Annotated in this window: 16 protein-coding genes; all 16 read left to right on the plus strand. The window is 62.7% G+C overall.

Annotated elements, in window-relative coordinates:
* The first annotated feature begins 6 nt into the window (after positions 1-6).
* Positions 7-810, plus strand: a complete 804-nt coding sequence (locus GDV60_RS00390; protein ID WP_070996686.1) for an aspartate dehydrogenase — start codon at positions 7-9, stop codon at positions 808-810.
* A gap of 10 nt (positions 811-820) precedes the next feature.
* Positions 821-2,314 (plus strand): aldehyde dehydrogenase, encoded by a 1,494-nt coding sequence (locus GDV60_RS00395; protein WP_104911220.1) that lies wholly within the window; start codon positions 821-823, stop codon positions 2,312-2,314.
* On the plus strand, positions 2,314-3,279 hold the full coding sequence (locus GDV60_RS00400) for a VOC family protein (protein ID WP_092232224.1): 966 nt from the start codon (positions 2,314-2,316) through the stop codon (positions 3,277-3,279). Before GDV60_RS00395 ends, GDV60_RS00400 begins: the two co-directional genes overlap by 1 nt.
* A gap of 13 nt (positions 3,280-3,292) precedes the next feature.
* Positions 3,293-4,435: an FAD-dependent monooxygenase gene (locus tag GDV60_RS00405; protein ID WP_070996685.1), complete on the plus strand. Its 1,143-nt coding sequence runs from the start codon at positions 3,293-3,295 to the stop codon at positions 4,433-4,435.
* Positions 4,436-4,437: 2 nt separating this feature from the next.
* On the plus strand, positions 4,438-4,755 hold the full coding sequence (locus GDV60_RS00410) for a hypothetical protein (RefSeq protein WP_029289988.1): 318 nt from the start codon (positions 4,438-4,440) through the stop codon (positions 4,753-4,755).
* A 1-nt stretch (position 4,756) separates the two neighbouring features.
* Positions 4,757-4,984 (plus strand): recombinase-like helix-turn-helix domain-containing protein, encoded by a 228-nt coding sequence (locus tag GDV60_RS00415; RefSeq protein WP_029289990.1) that lies wholly within the window; start codon positions 4,757-4,759, stop codon positions 4,982-4,984.
* 21 nt (positions 4,985-5,005) lie between these two features.
* Complete coding sequence (locus GDV60_RS00420) at positions 5,006-6,040, plus strand: aromatic ring-hydroxylating dioxygenase subunit alpha (RefSeq protein WP_029289992.1); 1,035 nt, start codon at positions 5,006-5,008, stop codon at positions 6,038-6,040.
* Complete coding sequence (locus tag GDV60_RS00425) at positions 6,037-6,468, plus strand: Rid family hydrolase (protein WP_159905947.1); 432 nt, start codon at positions 6,037-6,039, stop codon at positions 6,466-6,468. Before GDV60_RS00420 ends, GDV60_RS00425 begins: the two co-directional genes overlap by 4 nt.
* A complete protein-coding gene (locus GDV60_RS00430; protein WP_159905949.1) occupies positions 6,461-7,420 on the plus strand; it encodes a PDR/VanB family oxidoreductase in 960 nt (319 codons plus the stop codon). The genes GDV60_RS00425 and GDV60_RS00430 overlap by 8 nt, the downstream gene beginning before the upstream one ends.
* A 596-nt stretch (positions 7,421-8,016) precedes the next feature.
* The gene (locus tag GDV60_RS00435; protein ID WP_133715218.1) at positions 8,017-9,243 is read left to right on the plus strand and encodes a hypothetical protein; all 1,227 of its coding nucleotides are present in this window, start codon (positions 8,017-8,019) and stop codon (positions 9,241-9,243) included.
* Positions 9,244-9,609: 366 nt separating this feature from the next.
* The gene (locus GDV60_RS00440; RefSeq protein ID WP_159905951.1) at positions 9,610-11,061 is read left to right on the plus strand and encodes a sodium:alanine symporter family protein; all 1,452 of its coding nucleotides are present in this window, start codon (positions 9,610-9,612) and stop codon (positions 11,059-11,061) included.
* 77 nt (positions 11,062-11,138) lie between these two features.
* Positions 11,139-12,116 carry an asparaginase gene (locus GDV60_RS00445; protein WP_159905953.1) on the plus strand — a complete coding sequence of 326 codons (978 nt, stop codon included), beginning with the start codon at positions 11,139-11,141 and terminating at the stop codon, positions 12,114-12,116.
* 50 nt (positions 12,117-12,166) lie between these two features.
* Positions 12,167-13,159: an AraC family transcriptional regulator gene (locus GDV60_RS00450; RefSeq protein ID WP_092232238.1), complete on the plus strand. Its 993-nt coding sequence runs from the start codon at positions 12,167-12,169 to the stop codon at positions 13,157-13,159.
* A gap of 136 nt (positions 13,160-13,295) precedes the next feature.
* Positions 13,296-14,330 carry a histone deacetylase family protein gene (locus GDV60_RS00455; protein WP_159905955.1) on the plus strand — a complete coding sequence of 345 codons (1,035 nt, stop codon included), beginning with the start codon at positions 13,296-13,298 and terminating at the stop codon, positions 14,328-14,330.
* Positions 14,327-15,418: a polyamine ABC transporter substrate-binding protein gene (locus GDV60_RS00460; protein WP_133715215.1), complete on the plus strand. Its 1,092-nt coding sequence runs from the start codon at positions 14,327-14,329 to the stop codon at positions 15,416-15,418. Before GDV60_RS00455 ends, GDV60_RS00460 begins: the two co-directional genes overlap by 4 nt.
* A 120-nt stretch (positions 15,419-15,538) precedes the next feature.
* A complete protein-coding gene (locus tag GDV60_RS00465) occupies positions 15,539-20,158 on the plus strand; it encodes a dermonecrotic toxin domain-containing protein (RefSeq protein ID WP_159905957.1) in 4,620 nt (1,539 codons plus the stop codon).
* Position 20,159 lies beyond the last annotated feature (1 nt).

Here is a 20,159-nt window from a genome sequence, read left to right on the forward strand (position 1 = left end):
CGTCGCATGTTGCATATCACCATGATCGGCTGCGGCGCCATTGGCGTCGGCGTGCTGGAGCTGCTGGAGAACGATCCGCAGCTGTGCGTGGATTACGTCATCGCGTCCCAGGGCTCCGAAGCCCTGGTACGTCAGCGCCTGGCCAGTTTCAAACAGCCGCCGCAGGTGCTCACGGCATTGCCCGCCGACGCCCGCCCGGATTTGCTGGTGGAGTGCGCCGGCCACCGGGCCATCGAGGAGCATGTGCTGCCGGCCCTGGAGCGCGGCATTGCCTGCCTGATCGTCTCGGTCGGCGCCTTGTCCGAAGTGGGCCTGGTCGAGCGCCTGGAAGCCGCCGCTGAACGCGGCAAAACCCGCATCGAGCTGCTGCCCGGCGCGATTGGCGGCATTGATGCGTTGTCGGCGGCCAAGGTTGGCGGCCTGGACTCGGTCAACTACACCGGGCGCAAGCCGGCCCGGGCCTGGAAGAACACCCCCGGCGAGCAGGCCTGCGATCTGGATTCCATCAGCCAAGCCACGGTGATCTTCCAGGGCAGTGCCCGCGAAGCGGCGCGGCTGTACCCGAAAAACGCCAACGTCGCCGCGACCCTGTCCCTGGCCGGGCTGGGCCTGGATCGCACCCATGTGACATTGATCGCCGACCCCCACAGCGACGAAAACGTCCACCACTTCGAAGCCCGTGGCGCCTTTGGCCGCTTCGAGTTGAGCCTGCGCGGCAAGCCGCTGCTGGCCAACCCCAAGACCTCGGCGCTGACCGTGTACAGCGTGGTCCGTGCCTTGGGCAACCACGCCCATGCCATCTCAATCTAGGAGCCCGTCGATGACCCTCGAACAGACTTTACCGATCTGCATCGCCGGCCACTGGCGCCAGGGCCGTGGCGAGCGCTACGCCAGCCACTACCCGGCCACCGGCGAACCCGTAGCCTGGCTCAATGCCGCCGATCTACAGGATGTGGAAGACGCCATCCAGGGCGCGCACCAGGCGTTCCTGCACAGCGGCTGGGCCCAGCGCAAACCCCACGAACGGGCCGCCGTGCTGTACCGCATTGCCGAGCTGATCCGCCTGCACAGTGAAGAGCTGGCGCAGTTGCAACGCCAGGACAATGGCAAGCCGATCAATGAAACCCGGGCGCTGGTAGCGAGTGCTGCCGGTACCTTCCAGTTCTTCGCCGCTGCCTGCGAAACCCTGGAAGAAACCATCACCCCGTCGCGCGGTGATTTCGTCAGCATGAGCGTGTACGAGCCGATGGGCGTGGTCGCCGCGATCACCCCATGGAACTCGCCGATTGCCAGCGAGGCGCAAAAGGTCGCCCCGGCCCTGGCCGCGGGCAATGCGGTGGTGATCAAGCCGGCAGAAATCACCCCGCTGCTGGCCCTGCGCCTGGCGCGCCTGTGCGAAGAGGCCGGCCTGCCCAAGGGCCTGATCAGCGTGTTGCCGGGCAAGGGTTCATTGCTCGGTGATGCGCTGACCCGCCACCCGCTGGTCAAGCGCGTGTCGTTCACCGGCGGCACCCGCACCGGCAAGCACATCGCCCATATCGCCGCCGACAAGATGATGCCGGTGTCTTTGGAGTTGGGCGGCAAGTCGCCAACCATCGTCCTGGATGACGCCGACCTCGACCACGCAGTGGCCGGTGTGCTGTACGGCATTTTCAGCTCCTCGGGCGAGGCGTGTATTGCCGGTTCGCGGCTGTTTGTTGCGCGCCCCCTGTACGAACCCTTTATGCAGCGCCTGGTGGCCGCCGCCGCCAACCTGCGCATGGGCGACCCGGCCGACGAAAACACGCAGATGGGTCCGCTGATCAGCGCCGGCCATCGTGAATCGGTGGAGCGTTATGTCGCCCTCGGCCTGGCCGAAGGTGGGCGCCTGCGCCTGGGCGGGCAGCGCCCCAGCGGTGGCCTGTATGACCAGGGTTACTTCTACCCGCCAACCATCCTCGAAGGCCTGCACAACCAACAACAGGTGTGTCAGGAAGAAATCTTCGGCCCGGTGCTGGTGGCCATGCCATTCGACGATGAAGAGCAACTGCTGGAGCAGGCCAACGACAGCCTGTACGCCCTCGCGGCCGGCATCTGGAGCCGTGACTACAAGCGCGCCTGGGCCCTGGGCCGGCGCTTGCAGGCCGGCACGGTGTGGATCAACACCTACAAGCAGTTCTCGATCTCCACGCCGTTCGGCGGTTGGCGCGACAGTGGCCTGGGCCGCGAAAAAGGGCGCCTGGGGATCCTGCAATACATGGAACAGAAGAGCCTCTACTGGGGCATGAACCAACAGCCACTGGCCTGGGCCGGTGTGCCACACGAGGTAGCGTGATGAGCGTTTTAGGTATTGATGAAGTCACCTATGGCGTCGAGGACCTCGACACCTGCGTGCGGTTTTTCAGCGACTGGGGCTTGAAGCAGGTCAGCACCCAGACGAACGAAGTGATCTTCGAAACGCTCAACGGCTGCCGCGTAGTACTCGCCGACCTGAACAAACCGGGCCTGCCGCCCGCCATCGAAGCCGGCTCCACCGTGCGCGAAGTGGTGTGGGGTGTGGCCGACGCAGCGGACCTTGCGCTGTACGCCGAACGCATCGCCAACGATCCGGGTTTTGTCGAAGGTAACGGGCGCATCGGCTGCACCGACCCCAACGGCCTGGCGATCCGCCTGCAAGTGACGCGCAAGCGCGAGCTGCAGATCGAGTGCAGCGGCCACAACACCTGGCAGACCAAGGGCCGGATCAACAAGGCCGCGCCGATCTATGAACGCGCCACGCCGATTGAAGTCGGCCACGTGGTGTTTTTCGTCAAGGATGTGAACGCCTGCGAAGCCTTCTACCACGAGCGTTTCGGCTTCCAGGCCTCGGACCGCTACCCGGATCGCGGGGCGTTCTTGCGCACCGCCGAAGAAGGCGGCCATCACGACCTGTTCATGCTGCAACTGCCGGCGCCACGGGCCGGGCTGAACCATGTGGCCTTTACCGTGCGCGATGTGCATGAGGTGTTCGGCGGCGGCATGCATGTGTCGCGCAGCGGCTGGCCGACCGAAATCGGCCCGGGGCGCCACCCGGTGTCTTCAGCGTTTTTCTGGTACTTCAAGAACCCTGCCGGCGCGCTGGTGGAGTACTACGCCGACGAAGACCAACTGACCGGCGAATGGCAGCCACGCACCTTTGAGCCGGGCCCCACGGTGTTCGCCGAGTGGGCGATTGCCGGTGGCATCGACGGCAATACCCGACGCCAGCAACACGTCGAGGCGCCGCAAGGCAAGTTCCTCACCGACAAACCCAAATCCTGAGCAGGAGTCGCCCATGCCTTCCCTGAATATTGCTATCGCCGGTGCCGGTATCGGCGGCCTGACCGCCGCCATCGCCCTGCACCGCGCCGGCCACCAGGTCACCGTGTTCGAACAGTCCAAGGCCTTTTTGCGGGTCGGTGCCGATATCAACCTCACCCCCAACGCAGTACGGGCGCTGGATGGCCTGGGCATTGGCGCCGCCGTGCGCATCCCTGCCGCGCGGCCGACCCACCGCATCAGCCGGATGTGGGACAGCGGCGAAGAGACTTCGCGCCTGGAAATGTCCGATGCCGCCGAGCAGAAATACGGCGCCCCGCAATTGACCATCCACCGCGCCGATCTGCTGGCGGCCCTGGCCGAGGTGTTCCCGCTGGAGCAGGTGCAGTTTGCCAAGCGCGCCGAACGGGTCGAGCAGACTGACGACGGCATCCACCTGCATTTCAAGGATGGCAGCCAGCACCGCTGTGATGTGCTGATCGGCGCCGATGGCATTCATTCGGTGGTGCGCAACGCGCTGTTCGGCGAAGAGCATCCGCGCTTTACCGGGGTGGTGGCGTACCGCGCCGTAGTGCCGGCCGAGTTGGTGGCCCATGTGCCGAATATCCAGGCCTTCACCAAGTGGTGGGGCCCCAACCCGCAGAGCCAGATCGTCACGTTCCCGCTCAACCAGGGTAAAGACATTTTTATCTTCGCCACCACCGCCCAGGACAGCTGGCACGAAGAATCGTGGACCAGCGCTGGCGATGCCGACGAGCTGCGCAGCCACTATCAAGCGTTCCATCCGGACGCCCGCGCCCTGCTGGAGGCGTGCAGCGATGTACTCAAGACCGCGTTGTATGAGCGTGACCCGCTGCCGTTCTGGTCCAAGGGCGCGATCACCCTGCTGGGCGATGCCTGCCACCCGATGATGCCGTTCATGGCCCAGGGTGCCGGTCAGGCCATCGAGGATGCGGTGGTACTCGGTCGCTACCTGCAAGACCTCGACAGCCCGGCCCAGGTCGCGCAGGCATTGCAGGCGTACCAGCAGGCGCGCCTGGAACGTACCAGCCAGATCCAGATCGGCTCGCGCGGCAACCAGTGGCTCAAGGACGGCGGTAATGCCGACTGGGTCTATGGCTACGACGCCTGGACCGTGCCCACACAAAGCGCGGCCTGAACATGAACGAAACCTTGCTGGTGACTGTGCTGCTCAAGCACGACCAATCGAAGAACCTCGAAGACATTCAGCGCCATATGAAGCAGCAAGAGTGGTGGGAGCGTTTTCCGCCCCAAGGCGTGGAACTGGTGAGCTGGACCGTGGCCATGGGCCTGGGCCAGATCGTCACCCTGCGCTTGCCGCCGAGCCTGCTGCCCGCGCTGAACGTGGAGCTGGAACGCTCGGCGTGGGGCGTGTTCAGCACTGAAGTTTTCCCGACATACGACTTTATCCCGGTACGCGAAACGATCCGCGAACGGGTACGCAACGGAGGTCAATGACATGAGCACTACCGAACGATTCCTCGAGCCCCATCAGGCGCGCAAACGGCCCAATACCCAGTTTGAAGAGCTGCTGGGCGATTCCATCGAACGCGCCTTCGGCAACGGCGTGACTGAGCTTGCGGCGCTGCTCGCCCACCTCAACCTGGCCGGCCCGCCCTGCCCGCTGACCAGCGGCGAGTGGACGGCAGATGCCTATCAAACCCTGATGGCCCGGCTGGGCGAATGACCCGGCAGAAGGAATAAAAAAATGACTATGCAATTGACCGTCGACCCTGTTGAAAACCATCTGGCCAATGGCCTAAAAGACCTCTGGTTCCCGGTATTACCCTCGGACCTGCTCGGCGAAAAGCCGGTGTCGGTGCGCCGCCTCGGCTACAAGATCGCCCTGTGGCGCGATAACGATGGCCGCGTACACGCCCTGGAAGATCACTGCCCCCATCGCGGTGCGCCGCTGTCCCAGGGCCCGATCCTGGGCGATCGCCTGCAATGCCCGTATCACGGCATCGAAGTGCGCTGTGACGGCACCGTGACCAAGGTCCCCGGCAGCCCCGGCTGCAAACTTGAAGGCAGCCGCCCGACCCGTATGTTCCATACCCGCGAAGCAGCGGGTGCGATCTTTCTGTTCAACGCCGCCGACCCGCACCTGGAGACGCCGCCCGAGTTGGTGTTGCCCGAGCAGTTGACCTCGCCCGAGTGGAGCAGCTTCGTCTGCTACACCGAGTGGAAAGGTGACTATCGCTACGTGATCGACAACGTCATGGACCCGATGCACGGCACCTACCTGCACAAGATGTCGCACTCGATGAGCGAAGGCGAAGCCACCGCCAAGTTTGTCACCCGCGACACCGACAACGGGTTCTTTTTCGAGAAGGAAGGCCAGCGCGGGGTGAACTTCGACTGGACCGAATTCATGGACAACGGCTGCCACTGGCTGCGCCTGGAAATCCCCTACCCGAAAACCGGCGGCCCGGGCGGCAACTTCACCATTATCGGCAGCTACACGCCGAGCAGCCGCGCGTTGTCAGCGGTGTTCCACTGGCGTTGCCGGCCGCTGACCGGCTGGCAGCGCGACACCTGGCGCTTCCTCTACAAGAACCGCCTGGAAGCGCGGCACTGGGCAGTGCTGGAGCAGGATCGGGTGCTGCTGGAGTTCATGGAGCCGGACGCCAACCAGCGCGAAAACCTCTACCAGCACGACCTGGGTGTGGTGCGTATGCGCCGCTACCTGAAGAACGCGGCCAAGGCCCAGCTTGAACTGATCGACGCGAAGCAACTGTCATGAGCCAGGCCGTGCGACGGGTTGAATGCCAAGGCGTGGCCGAGCCGGCCGGCGCCAGTTGGTCCAACGCCCTGCTGATCGGCCGCGAAGTGGTGATGTCAGGGATGACCGCGCACCCCGCCAGCCGCGAGGCGAGCCTGGATTGCTACGCCCAGACCCTGGTGGTGCTAGGCAAGATCCAGGCGCTGGTGACAGCGGCCGGCGGGCATATCGGCAATATCCACCGGTTGACCGTGTACCTCACCGATATCGCCGACAAGGACCAGGTGGGCCGCGCCCGGCGGGATTTTTTCGCCGGCCAGGCAGTGTTTCCCACGTCGACCCTGGTGGCCGTCAGCGCGCTGGTGTTTCCTGAACTACGGGTCGAGATCGAGGCCAGCGCCCGGCTCGATGTCGACCTGCGTACCGTCACAGAGGTGAATGATGTCTAAGCCTTCCCTGCTCACCGCCCGCGTGCACACTTTGCGCTATGAAGCCGAAGGCATCATCAGCGTGGAGCTGCGGCCGTTGGGCGATACCGTGTTCCCGCCGTTCGAGGCCGGCTCGCACATCGACCTGCACCTGGCCAACGGCCTGGTGCGCAGCTACTCGCTGCTCAACGCTCCCAGCGACCAGGGGCGCTACACCGTGGGCATCCTGCGTGACCGCAACAGCCGCGGCGGCTCGGAATATGTGCACAGCCAACTGCGGGTCGGCATGCCGCTATCGATCTCGGCACCGCGCAACAACTTCGCACTGGACCTGAGCGCCAGCCACAGCGTGCTGGTGGCCGGTGGCATCGGCATTACGCCGATCTACTGCATGTTCCGCCAACTGCTGGCCCAGGGAAAATCCGCCGAGCTGATCTACTGCGCGCGCTCGCGCCAGGAAGCGGCGCTGGTGGAAGCCTTGAACGGGCTCGATGCGCGGGTGGTTTACCACTTCAACGACGAAAAAGGCGTGCCGCCGGACCTCGCCGCCTACCTCGCCGGCAAGCCTGCGGATACGCACTTCTATTGCTGCGGCCCAACGCCGATGCTGGACGCCTTCGAAGGTACCTGTGAGCGCCTGGGTTATCCCCATGCGCACATCGAGCGGTTCACCGCCGCCGAACTGCCGCCCAGCGCAGATGCCCAGAACCGCTACAGCGTCGAATTGAAAAAGTCCGGGAAGACCCTGTCGGTGGAACCCGGCTTGAGTTTGCTGGATGTACTGCTTGAGGCCGGTTGCGATATCGATCACAGCTGCCGCGAAGGGGTGTGCGGTTCCTGTGAGACGCGAGTGGTGGAAGGTGAGATCGACCATCGCGACGGCGTGCTGACCAAGGCCGAGCGTGCAGCGAACAAGTCGATGATGGTGTGTGTTTCCGGCTGCAAGAGCCAACGGTTGGTGCTCGACCTCTAGCCTACAGGCTCGTTGTGATGACTTGTTGTGGCGAGGGGGCTTGCCGGAACGCCGTATCGCCCCCGCTGGGCTGCGAAGCAGCCCTAAACCCAGTCACCTCGGTCTGTCTGACAGTGGGCAGTGAGTTGCATTGGGGCTGCTTCGCAGCCCAGCGGGGGCGATACGGCGTTCCGGCAAGCCCCCTCGCCACAGAAGGCACCTCGCCAAAATGTCAGGTAGCCGTTTATCGAACACATTAATAGGCAAATCATTATTCATCCGTAAACACACAAGTGCCCATTTCATTGGCAGCGTGCAATAAAGACGCACCTATCACGGGCAACTTTGTTACCGCACTTGCGGGTTGTTTCATGGGTTATACAAACAGCTTTGTTTCCCATATAAACAATTGTTTTTAATGATATTTTTATAAAAAACAAACTAACACGCCGCCTGGCACACTTCCTGCTCTACTCCTGTGCATTCACTGATTAAACGGCGTTTCGCCGATAAAACAATAATAACCAACACTTAAACCCGGTAAGACCCGCTCCCTCCTTAGTTGCCTTTAAAGGCAAGCGGACGAGTGTTGCCGATCACCCGGTAGAGAGGTCTCTATGAAGCGCGTCTTGTGTGCAGGATTGATGTTTGCCAGTTTCAGCAGTTTCGCCGCAGAACCCATTCCTTCCGAGCCGGTGCGGGCCAACGCGGCCAAAAAACCTTTCCCGCATATTTCCTGGCGCAGCGATAGCGGTGACAGCAGCCTGGATATCGGCGGTGCGCTGCGTACCAACTATCGCGACGAGCATTGGGACACCACCGAGAACAATGGCCGGTTTCTCTTCGACACGTTCCGCCTGGATGTGCAGGCCACCTACAAGAGCCTCTATAGCGATATCGGCTACTGGTTCCAGGACGACGGCAAGCGCTCCATCGACCGGGGGTTTGTCGGTTATCGGCTCAACGCCAATTCCAACCTGCAACTGGGGGCGCCGTTCAAGCCGTTTGGCCTGGAGCCCTATCCGCAATTTGGCTGGAGCTACCACCTGCCGTTTTTCATGGGCTACGCCTCAAGTGCCGGCACCGGCCTCAAGTACAGCTACAAGGACCAGGACTGGGACGTGCAGCTTGGCTTCTTCCCGCGCATGTTGCCCAGCGATATTCGCTACTCGCCGGAAGTCGGGCGTTACGCCGACCTGAAAGACAATGCGATTGCCTTTACCCAATCGCGCCAGGACAACGAGAAACGCAACCAGCTCAACGCCCGCGTGGCGCGCACCTTCAACAGCGATGGCTGGAAGACCGAGATCGGCGCCTCGCTGGTCACCGCCCAGTTGTACAACGCCACTACCAAGGATGATGGCGACTACTGGGCCGCGGGCGTACACGCCATCATCAACAAGGGGCTGTGGACGGTCACCACCCAGGCCATCCGCTACGAATACGATCCCGAAAACCCGGCCGGCGTCAGCAAGGATTCGGTGTTGATGGGCGGCAACGGCCTGACCCCGGCGTACCTGATCGCCTCCAAGGCCAGCCTGGCCTCGGTCAACCTCGGTTATGACGTCTACACCCCGACCCTGGGGCAGTTGAAGAAGGTCAAGCTGTACACCGACTACAGTCGGATGATGAAAGACAAGAGCGCCTGGGATGATTCGCAGATGTTCACCGTGGGCGCGCAGTTCCTGGCGATGCCGGTGATGGCCTGGGTCGACTTTACCTGGGCGCGCAACGCCAACCCCTATGGCGGTGCAGAGAATGGCAGCGGTTTTACCAACACCAGTTCGGTGGGCAGCAACGAATGGTATTACCGCACCAATGTGAACATTGGTTATTACTTCTGACGCCCCCTTGTAGGAGCGGGCTTGCTCGCGAAGATCGCCAACGATGACGCCGGCGCCCTGAAAAACGCGGTGCCTGGGCGTTTTTCGCGAGCAGCTCGCTCCTACAATAGTGAAACGGTTCAGCTCTTTGCCCGCCTACCATTCCTCGCCCAGTTGCGCTGCTTGCAGACGGCTGGCGCGCACCTAGGTATAGTGCCGCCCCTCTTCGCATGCACGGCCGCCAGCCGCATGCGAACGCCGAACTAATAACAACCCGCGACTTGGAACCGGGACGACCACTCGCCCCACCTATCGTGCTGTCTGCGAAATGGGTTGGAGTCGAGCCGTCCGGCTTTTGCTTTTACAAAAAACAGCGAGGAATACTCCATGCTAGAAGTCATTAACGACTTCCTCTCAGGAAAAGTACTGATCGTGCTCATTGTCGGGCTCGGTGGTTACTTCACGATCCGCTCGCGTTTCGTTCAGTTTCGTCACTTCTTTCACATGTTCGCGGTGTTTCGCGACAGCCTGAAAAGCAGTGCCGGCCAACTCAGTTCGTTCCAGGCGCTGATGCTCAGCCTGGCCGGGCGGGTGGGCGCCGGTAACATCGCCGGCGTCGGCATTGCCGTGACCCTGGGCGGGCCGGGTGCCGTGTTCTGGATGTGGGTCACCGCGCTAGTGGGCATGTCCTCGAGCTTTATCGAGTGCTCCCTCGGCCAGCTCTACAAACGCACCGACGCCGAAGGCACCTACCGTGGCGGCCCGGCCTATTACATCCAGCACGGCCTGCAGAAACGCTGGCTGGGCATGGTGATGGCGTTCCTGCTGCTGGTGACCTTCGGGTTCGCCTTCAACGGCCTGCAAGCCCATGCCGTGACCCACTCGCTGAACAACGCGTTTGGCTTTGACACCACCTACACCGGCCTGGCCCTCGCGGTCTTGCTGGGCCTGGTGTTTATCGGCGGGATCAAGCGCATCGCCTCGATCGCCGACCTGCTGGTGCCGGTCAAGACCCTGGTGTACATCGCCGTGACGGTCTACGTGATCGTGCTGCAATTCGACCAGGTACCGGCCATGCTCGCGACTATCGTCAAGAGCGCCTTCGGTCTGGACCAGGCCTTCGGCGGCCTGGTGGGCAGTGCGATCATCATGGGCGTGAAGCGCGGCGTGTTCGCCAACGAAGCAGGCCTGGGCAGCGCGCCCAACGTGGCAGCCGTGGCCTCGGTGGAACACCCCGTTGCCCAGGGCGTGGTGCAGGCGTTCAGCGTGTTCCTCGACACCTTTATCATCTGCACTTGCACCGCACTGCTGATCCTGCTGTCGGGCTTCTACACCCCAGGTTTTGAAGGCGACGGCATTGCCCTGACCCAGAACTCCCTGGCGGCCGTGGTGGGTGACTGGGGGCGGATGTTTATCTCGGTAGCCCTGGCGTTGTTCGTGTTCACCTCGATCATGTACAACTACTACCTGGGCGAGAGCAACCTGCGCTTTTTGGTGGGTAACAACCGCAAAGTGCTGATCGGTTATCGCGCGTTGGTGCTGGTCCTGATTTTCTGGGGCTCGATCGAGAACCTCAGCACGGTGTTCGCCTTCGCCGACATCACCATGACCATGCTGGCGTTCGTCAACCTGTTCGCCCTGGCGTTCCTGTTCAAGATCGCCATGCGCATCCTCAACGACTACGACAACCAGCGCGCGGCGGGCATCAAGACCCCGGTGTTCGACTCCAGCCAGTTCCCCGACCTGGACCTGGACCGCAAGGCCTGGCCGGCCAACCCGGTGCAGCCTGAGCCAACCGCTCAAGCAACCGTGCCACTGAACGCCCAAGTGCAACGCTGAGCGTAGACAGATGACACGCCGCCCGGCCTTGGGCATGCTCTGGGCCCGGCGGCGTTTTTCGTTCAGGAGATTCTTCGATGTCCAAAGCCAATCACATCATGGTGCTCTACACCGGCGGCACCATCGGCATGCAGGCCAGCGCCAACGGCCTGGCGCCCGCTTCGGGTTTTGAAGCGCGCATGCGCGAACAACTTGCCCACCTGCCAGCGCCCACTTGGCGTTTCAGGGAAATGGCGCCGCTGATCGACAGCGCCAATATGACGCCCGCCTACTGGCAGCGCCTGCGCAGCGCCGTGGTCGAAGCCGTGGACGAAGGCTGCGACGCCGTACTGATCCTGCATGGCACCGACACCCTGGCCTACAGCGCGGCGGCCATGAGTTTCCAACTGCTGGGCCTGCCGGCGCCGGTGGTGTTCACCGGCTCGATGCTGCCAGCCGGCGTGCCCGACAGCGATGCCTGGGAAAACGTCAGCGGCGCCCTGGCGGCGTTGGGCGAAGGCCTGGCACCGGGTGTGCACCTGTACTTCCACGGCGCCCTGATGGCGCCGACCCGTTGCGCGAAGATCCGCAGTTTTGGCCGGCATCCGTTTGCCGCGTTGCAGCGCAACGGTGGCGTGGCCAAGGCCCAGGCGTTGCCCGCCGCCCTGGACTACCGCCAGCCCAAGGCCCTGGCCAATGTCGGCGTACTACCGCTGGTACCGGGCATTGATGCCGGGCAACTGGATGCATTGGTGGACAGTGGCATCCAGGCGCTGGTGCTGGAATGCTTTGGCAGTGGCACCGGGCCGAGCGATAACCCGGCGTTCCTCGCCAGCCTGCAGCGTGCGCAGGATCGGCACATCGTGGTCGTGGCAATCACCCAATGCCATGAAGGTGGCGTGGAACTGGACGTGTATGAAGCGGGCAGCCGCTTGCGTGGGGTCGGAGTATTGTCCGGTGGCGGCATGACCCGCGAAGCCGCGTTCGGCAAGCTGCAAGCCCTGCTCGGCGCCGGGCTGCCCAACAACGAAGTGCGGCGCCTGGTCGAACTGGACCTGTGCGGCGAACTGCGCTGAGCGGCATATAACTTGCTCCACTTCCAGCCATCCCCTGGCTGGAAGTTCCCATGCTGCACTCCCACCTCACCACCCTCAATGCCGTTTCCCTGGTGCTCAGCACCTTCAAGGCCGAAGGCTTGCCCGCCGAAGCGCTGCTGGCCGGCAGCGGTATCTGTGCGGCGGACTTGAGCCGCGCCGACACACGCATCGCCACGCACCAGGAGATGCAGGTGTGCGCCAATGCGGTGGCCTTGCAGCGCGATATCGGGCTGATCGTGGGACGGCGCATGCACGTATCGGCCTACGGCATGCTCGGCTATGCCCTGCTCACCAGTGCCACTTTCGGTGACGCTTTGCGCCTGGCCCTGCGTTATCCGGCGCTGTTGGGAACACTGTTCGAACTGAGCCTTGTGGAAGACGGCGAGCGTATCTGGTTCACCGCCAGCGATTACCGAGAGAGCCCGGCGCTGACCGCGTTCAATGTGGAGCTGTGCCTGGGGTCGTTGAAGGTGATCTGCGACGACCTGCTCGGTCACCCGCTGCCCTTGTTGGGTGCACGCTTTGAGCATGCCGCGCCGGATTACCAGGCGCGCTACGCCGAGTGCTTCGACTGCCGTTTGCAGTTCCAGGCCACGACCAATGCGTTCGCTTTTGACCAGCGCTGGCTCGCCCAACCTTTGCCCCTGGCCGACACCGTGACCCACCGGGCCATGGCCGAGCGCTGCCGCAAACAGAACACCGAATTCACCGGGCGCGAGGCCTGGCTGGGGCGGGTCCGCCAATTGCTCACGGCACAACTGCACGCCGCACCGGGGCTCGATGGCCTGGCCCAGCAGATGAACTGTTCGCCGCGCACCCTGCGCCGGCGCCTGCACGACCTGGGCTGCAGCTATCAGGAGCTGCTGGACGAACTGCGCTTTGAGCGCGCCAAGCAACTGTTGGCGCAAGACCAGTGGCCGATCTACCGAATCGCCGAGCAGTTGGGTTTCAGCGAGACCGCGAGCTTCCGGCATGCCTTTGTACGCTGGAGCGGCGTGGCGCCGAGCCAATTTCGAGCATGACGCTCCATGGAGGGGCGAATTACGGACAGATAATCTGGCCATATTTATCCCCTTTTGGCCGCTCCTGCCGTTCTCCAAACCGGTGTACCCCGCAACACTGCAAGGCATCCCAAGCAGCCTGCGGAGCACAACAAAAATGCTGACGATCTACTCGGACGATCACCACCTGCACCACGGCCGTTGCGAATTGATGGACGGGCAATTGATGCCCTGCTTTGAAATGCCCTCGCGCGCCGATCACGTGCTGCAACGGGTCAAGGACCGTGAACTGGGCCCGGTGCAAGCGCCCCAGGACTTTGGCCTGGCGCCATTGCAACGCATCCACAGCCGCGACTACCTCGACTTCTTCCAGGGCGCGTGGGCCCGCTGGGTAGAAATGCGCCAGGACGGCGACCTGCTGCCCTACACCTGGCCCGCCCGCACCTTGCGCCGCGTGCTGCCCACCAGCCTGCACGGCCAACTGGGCTATTACAGCTTCGACGGCGGCGCGCCGATTACCGCCGGTACCTGGCAAGCGGCCTACAGCGCGGCGCAGGTCGCACTGACGGCGCAACAGGCGATCCAACAGGGCGCCCACAGCGCCTTTGCTTTGTGCCGACCGCCGGGGCATCACGCCGCCGGCGACTTGATGGGCGGTTATTGCTACCTCAACAACGCCGCCATCGCCGCCCAGGCCTTTATCGACCAGGGCTGTAAAAAGGTCGCGATCCTCGATGTGGATTACCACCATGGCAACGGCACCCAGTCGATCTTCTACGCGCGCAGCGATGTGCTGTTCACTTCGATCCATGGAGATCCGCAGGCCGAGTTTCCGTTCTTCCTCGGGTATGCCGATGAGTTGGGCGAAGGTGCCGGCGAGGGTTTCAACTTCAATTACCCGCTGCCGGCCGGTTCCGCCTGGGACACCTGGAGCGCTGCGCTGGAACAGGCCTGCCGCAAGATCGAGAGCTATGGCGCCGAGATCATCGTGGTGTCCCTGGGCGTGGACACGTTCAAGGACGATCCCATCTCGCAATTTTTGCTCGACAGCCCGGACTACCTGGCCATGGGCGCGCGTATCGCGTGCCTGGGCAAGCCGACGCTGTTTGTGATGGAAGGCGGCTACGCAGTGGCAGAAATCGGCATCAACGCCGTCAACGTACTCGAAGGTTTTGAGGGGGCAGCCCAATGAACATGCTCAAGTCGCTTATGCTCTGCGCTGCCGTGTTCAGCACCGCCGCCCACGCCGACGAAAAAACCCTGCGGGTCTACAACTGGTTCGACTACATCACGCCCAAGGCCCTGGACGAGTTCAAGGCGCAGAACCCGGCGATCAAACTGGTGTACGACATCTTCGACACCAACGAAGCCCTGGAAGCCAAGCTGCTGACTGGCAACTCCGGGTATGACGTGGTGGTGCCGTCCAATGTGTTTCTGGCCAAGCAGATCGAGGCCGGGGTGTTCCAGCCCCTGGATCGCAGCCAGTTGCCCAACTGGAACCACCTCGATCCCAAGCTGATGAAGCTGATCGAGGCCAACGATCCCGGCAACAAACACGCGGTGCCCTACATGTACGGCACCATCCTCATCGGCTTCAACCCGGACAAGGTCAAGGCCGCCCTGGGCGCCGATGCACCGGTGGACAGCTGGGACCTGATCTTCAAGCAAGAGAACATCAGCAAACTCAAGCAGTGCGGCGTCGCCCTGCTGGACTCGCCGTCCGAGATCCTGCCACTGGCCCTGCAGCACCTGGGCCTAGACCCCAACAGCAACAAGCCTGCGGACTATGAAAAAGCCCAGGCCCTGCTGCTCGAGATCCGCCCGTACATCACCTACTTTCATTCATCCAAGTACATGGCCGATATCGCCAATGGCGACATCTGCGTGGCGGTCGGTTATTCCGGCAGCTTTTCCCAGGCCGCCAACCGCGCCAAGGAAGCCAACAATGGCGTGACCGTCGACATGCGCCTGCCCAAGGAAGGCGCGCCGATCTGGTTCGACATGCTTGCCATTCCCAAGGGGGCGAAGAATCCGCAGGACGCCTACACCTTTATCAACTACCTGCTGCAGCCCCAGGTGATTGCGCCCATCAGTGACTTTGTCGGTTACCCCAACCCCAACAAGGACGCCACCGCGCAGGTTGCCCCGGCCATACGCAACAACCCCAACCTGTACCCCACCGAAGCCGCCATGGCGACGCTCTATACCCTCAAGCCCCTGGACAGCAAGGCAGAACGCGCCAGGACCCGCGCCTGGACGCGGATCAAGTCCGGCACCTGAGGTTGCCCCCTTGCCGCCCACCGCCGAACCGGGGTGGGCCGCAACTATCTACCGTCATCGCAGCGCCTGCGGTCAGTACCTTGCGTCTCTGAAGGTCTGTCCACCATCAAGGAGCTGAAGATGCCCAATCAATCCCCTACCGCTAACCAGAGCAACGCGAACAATCGCCCCCCCAGTACCTACGACCTGCTCACCCAACTGACGACCGGCCCTTCGAGCCGGGACGTTGCCGCCGCCACCTTGCGCTCGGCGCTCAAGGAGCAATACCCGCTGCTGGATATCGACCCGGACCTGGCGGTGGTGGTCACCCCCCGCTGGCGTATTACCGTCAGCAACATGCAGCCGCTTGCGCCCCTTTGCGAGTCGTTGACCAGCATTCTGGCGCGCCAGGCGTTGTCGCCCGAACCGGTGGACTACATCGACGGCGAGCATTTCCTCACGCTGGACCCTTCGGCACAGCCACCCGTTCACCTGCCGGTGAAAATCGATGCCATCGCACGCCTGATAAACGAGCTGTCCAGCCTGTTGTTCAGTGCCTTTCAAGAGCAGCAACTGGACTACTGGAATACCTCCAACACCGGTACAGGCCCACGCTGGAAAGCCTTCTCCAACATGTTGCGCAGAGTCTGGAGCGTCACCGAGCATGAAGGCTGGAGCGCGCAGGAATGCGCGATGGCCAGAATATTTTTCCAGTACCCCGAGCACGCCACACGCACCGCTCAAGATCCGTACAAATCCCGCGCCTACCTGATCGACATCGATACCCTGAGTAACGGGCAGACATGCCACCTCGGCCTTTCGGGCACGGCGGTGCTGATCGGCGAGCATGAGCAACGCCCTCTGATTCTGATGCACTCGCTGGCGCAAGGTTATCAACGGTTCGACTCCCTCGAACAACTGGAGCAAGCCCTACCCGCCACACTGTCCCGCACCCACCCGGACCTGTCCTTGCACTGGCGGTTGTACGAACCCCCGGCAAACTATTTCGACAACCAGGCCTGTGCCTTGATCGCCATGCAGCTCGGGGTGATTGGCGCTTTGGTCGACACCGATTCGCCGGGCAGCGCAGACGATGGTGAGCCAAGCCCGATCATCGCCCGCATCCTGCCGGGCATTGAAGAGTTGAGCGATCACGAACTGTCCAATATCCGCCACATCCATGAGCGTATTCCACCTTGGCTGGCTGATGCTTCTGACCTCGACGTATCCCTTTACAGCCGCCTGTTGGTGGACCTGGCCGAACTGCACAGCCATAACCATGGCCGGTTGTTCAACGACGGCATTGCGCCAATCCGCACCTACGCCCGGCAACAGTTGCAGGACCGCATTCAGGCCCATCGAGAGGGTGCCCATCTTGAGGTGGACGACATCGAGATCATCATCGAAAGCCCGCAAGTGTGGGGTACCTTTGTCGTGCCCGGCCCCAACACCATTACCCGCCGCGGCCTGATAGACCTGGCGCTGGAAAACCTTGCCGGCCTTCCCACCGGCCAGGCCCGTGTGCTCTACAAAGGCAGCCAGGCACCCGCGTGGCTGTCCTATAGCTACCTCAAGGGCGTGATCGAAGACCTCGACATCGGCAAGCACTACCCGGCCTTGATCAAACAGAAGCTGCTGGATGACCCCCTGGAATCCAAGCGCCGACAGACCCTGTACGCCATGCACCTGCAGGTGCAATTACCCCTGCAGGCCCTGCAGTGGAAGGTTCAGCACAAGCACGGCATCGACGGCCAGGGCTTTCGCTACGTCGCCGCAGCCATGCAGGTGGAGCCACATGAGCGCAAGGTCGAAGGGCAAGAGATCGTCATCCGGGCGCTGGGCTTTGTGCCGACACTGCGCCCCACACCCAAACAGGATGTCGTCGCCAACATGTTTGTGATCGGCCCCCGTGATCACACGCGTGGCCCCTGCCTGCTGTACCGGCCGTTGCTGAACCCGTCGCTGATTCAATTCCCGTCCCGGCAAAACCTGCTTTACGCCATCAAACATGACCACAACCTGCGCGAATCGGTACTGGCCTGGCTACCGGAGGGCGCACGCTTCAACTACGCCCAATACGTGTTCCCCTATAAATTGCCCTCGCCCTGGACGGTGGTGAGGGGGCTGATCGAGTCGCAGACCCTGTTGTATATGAGTGGCCCCATCGCCTTGAGCGATGAGGTGCTGGGCAATGACACCCTGCACACGCTATTCACCGCCAATGCCAACGCGCTGGTCGAACTGGCGACCCGGCAATCGGTGTCCAATGTGCAGAAACGCTGGGCGTCTTACCGCCAGGCGGCCTGGCAGATTTTCAGCGCGGTGTTGCCTTTTTTCGGGCGCACGCTGGGAATCGCCGCGTGGATCTGGCAAATCATGGACGACTTGCAGACCATCGAGCAGGCCCAGGAGCTCGACGACCCACAGGCCTCCTGGGCAGCCGAGGCCGATCTGTTGCTGAACCTGGGTATGGCGCTGATCCTGCACGTCGCCCTGCGCCATCCGCCCAAGCAGGTCGAACCCCTCAAACGTCTACCGGCAACGCCACCGGTACCGGTCGAAGAACCCGCCACACCGGTTCGCAAGGTGGTAGTGGTGAAACAGCCCAACCTCAGCGAACCCGAGCGGCAGGCGCGGCATCAAGACACGCTGTACACCAGCGGTGCCCTGAACAGCCTTCCCACAAGGCTGGCCGCGACGCTCGACGGTTTCAAAGTCAGCAGGCCCACAGGGCTGGGCGCCCAGAACAAGACGCCGGGCCTGCACCTGCACCTCTATCCGCAGGGGGAAAAGTGGTATGCGCCGGTGGCAGAGCGCTGGTTCGAAGTCAACGTCGACAGCCATTCCAACGTGGTGATCATCGACCCCAACACGCCTTCGCGCACCGGCCCCTTGCTGCAGTCCAACCTGGCCGGCCAGTGGTTTATCGATACCCGCCTGCGCCTGCGCGGGGGTGGCTTCAGGAACCGCCGACGCGCCGCCCAGGCCGAAAAACCTTCGCGCATCAGCGACCTGAAGGACAAACTCAATCGCTTTGACGCCACTGAAAATCTCCGCCAATCGCAGATCTCTGCTGCTTACGCCGAGATCGGCACCGGAGCGGGCCCTTCCACCGGGGAACGCCGCGAGTCCTTCATCGAAAAGGCCGACGAGCGCAGGGCCGAATACGAGGTCCCGATCCGTCAACTGCGGTCCCTGAACATTATCGACACCGTGCCCAATTATCAGGGCTACATGATCGATTACCTGAACAAGCAGGTGCTGCTGACCCGCTCCGTCATCGCCGAACGCCTGGAGCCGTTTCGCGCCCTGCTGTCCTCGACCTTGGCCGCGATAGAGACCGAGGGAGCGCCCAACCCCAGGGAGCAAGCTGCGCAGGCACAGGCCATGTCGACCTTGACCGTGGATATGATCCAGCGCCTGGAATACATCGACACCCGTTTTCGCCAACTGGAAAACCTCGGGATCGAAGGCGCCAGGGTGATCCAGGCCACGATGCAGGCGCTGCCCAACCTCGCCCTGCCGGACCTGAAGGCTTACAACATCACCCTGCAGCGCTACCTGTGCATCAAGGAAGGCAAGGGCGAGGCCTTTGTCGATGCGCGCGCGCGCCTGCATGACATCAGCGAGGCGGCGGACATTCACATCCAGAGCCTGATCGAAATGGTCAGCACCATCAGTGAAAGCTCCCTGGATGAGCGCATCGAAGCGCTCAACAGCCTGCTCGACCAGTTTGCGATCAACGACCAGCGCTTGCTGGACCTGCACGCCGAGCACCCGGAGCAGGTGCTGCGCGAGCCGCTGGAGAGCCTGCGCCAGCACATCGACGAGTTCGCCCGCCGCGCGGAGCAGAATCTGGCGCAATGCTTGCGCGAAAGAAAAGCCCTGGAACCCAAGCCCGAGACCGCCAAGGTTGTGCAAACGCCGAAAAAGAAAATCATCAAGACCCGCTTCGACGGCGTGGTGGTGGGCGAGCCTCGGGAAACCCAAAGCGATCTGGTGGACGTGAAGGAACCCATGACGGGCAAGGTGATTGCCACCTTCCACGAAAAAACCCCAGGGGTCTGGGTCGAACGCGAGCAGCAGGCCAGCACCTCGCGGCCGCCTCCGGCGGTGGACCTGGGCGTCAGCATCAACGCGGGCAAAAGCGTGCTCGAAGGCGAGCCCGAGGCGACCCAGCGCATCATCTCCCACTCAAAAAAAGCCGGGCGGATCCCGGTGGAAATCGAAGAGATGTTCCACCAGTATGCCGCCCGCCTGGAGCGTGCGGTCAGCACGATTGAACAGGCGCTCACCGAACTCAATCTGACCGAAAGTGATCGTCCTTCCGCGGCCACCCTCAACAAGCAGCTCAACGACACGGCCGAGCGCCTTTACGAACAGGGCACGCAGACGCGCATCAGCATGACCAAGCAACAACCGCCCACAGCCGCCCGAGTCGAATGGATGTACGACAAGGGGCTGGTGGAAATTGCCAAGGTCGTCAACCGCCGGCGGCTCAAAGGACCGGGCAAGAACTACCTGGACGAATACGAGGTACGTGACCATCAAACCCACGAGGTGCTGTGGTACGCGCACTTTCACTACGGGTCACCACAAGCGGCGCTGCCTGACTATACCGCCGGGCATCTGAAGACCCGTGAGCAGCAGAAACTCGGCGGCGCCTTCCAGTCCACGAGCAGCAATGACCGTGGCCAGATCGCGATTTATCGCAGCGAAATCCGCCTGCCATTGGCCAACAAGCTGTTTTTCAACACCTGAC

This window comes from Pseudomonas sp. DTU12.1 (assembly GCF_009873475.1).
Lineage (GTDB): Bacteria > Pseudomonadota > Gammaproteobacteria > Pseudomonadales > Pseudomonadaceae > Aquipseudomonas > Aquipseudomonas proteolytica.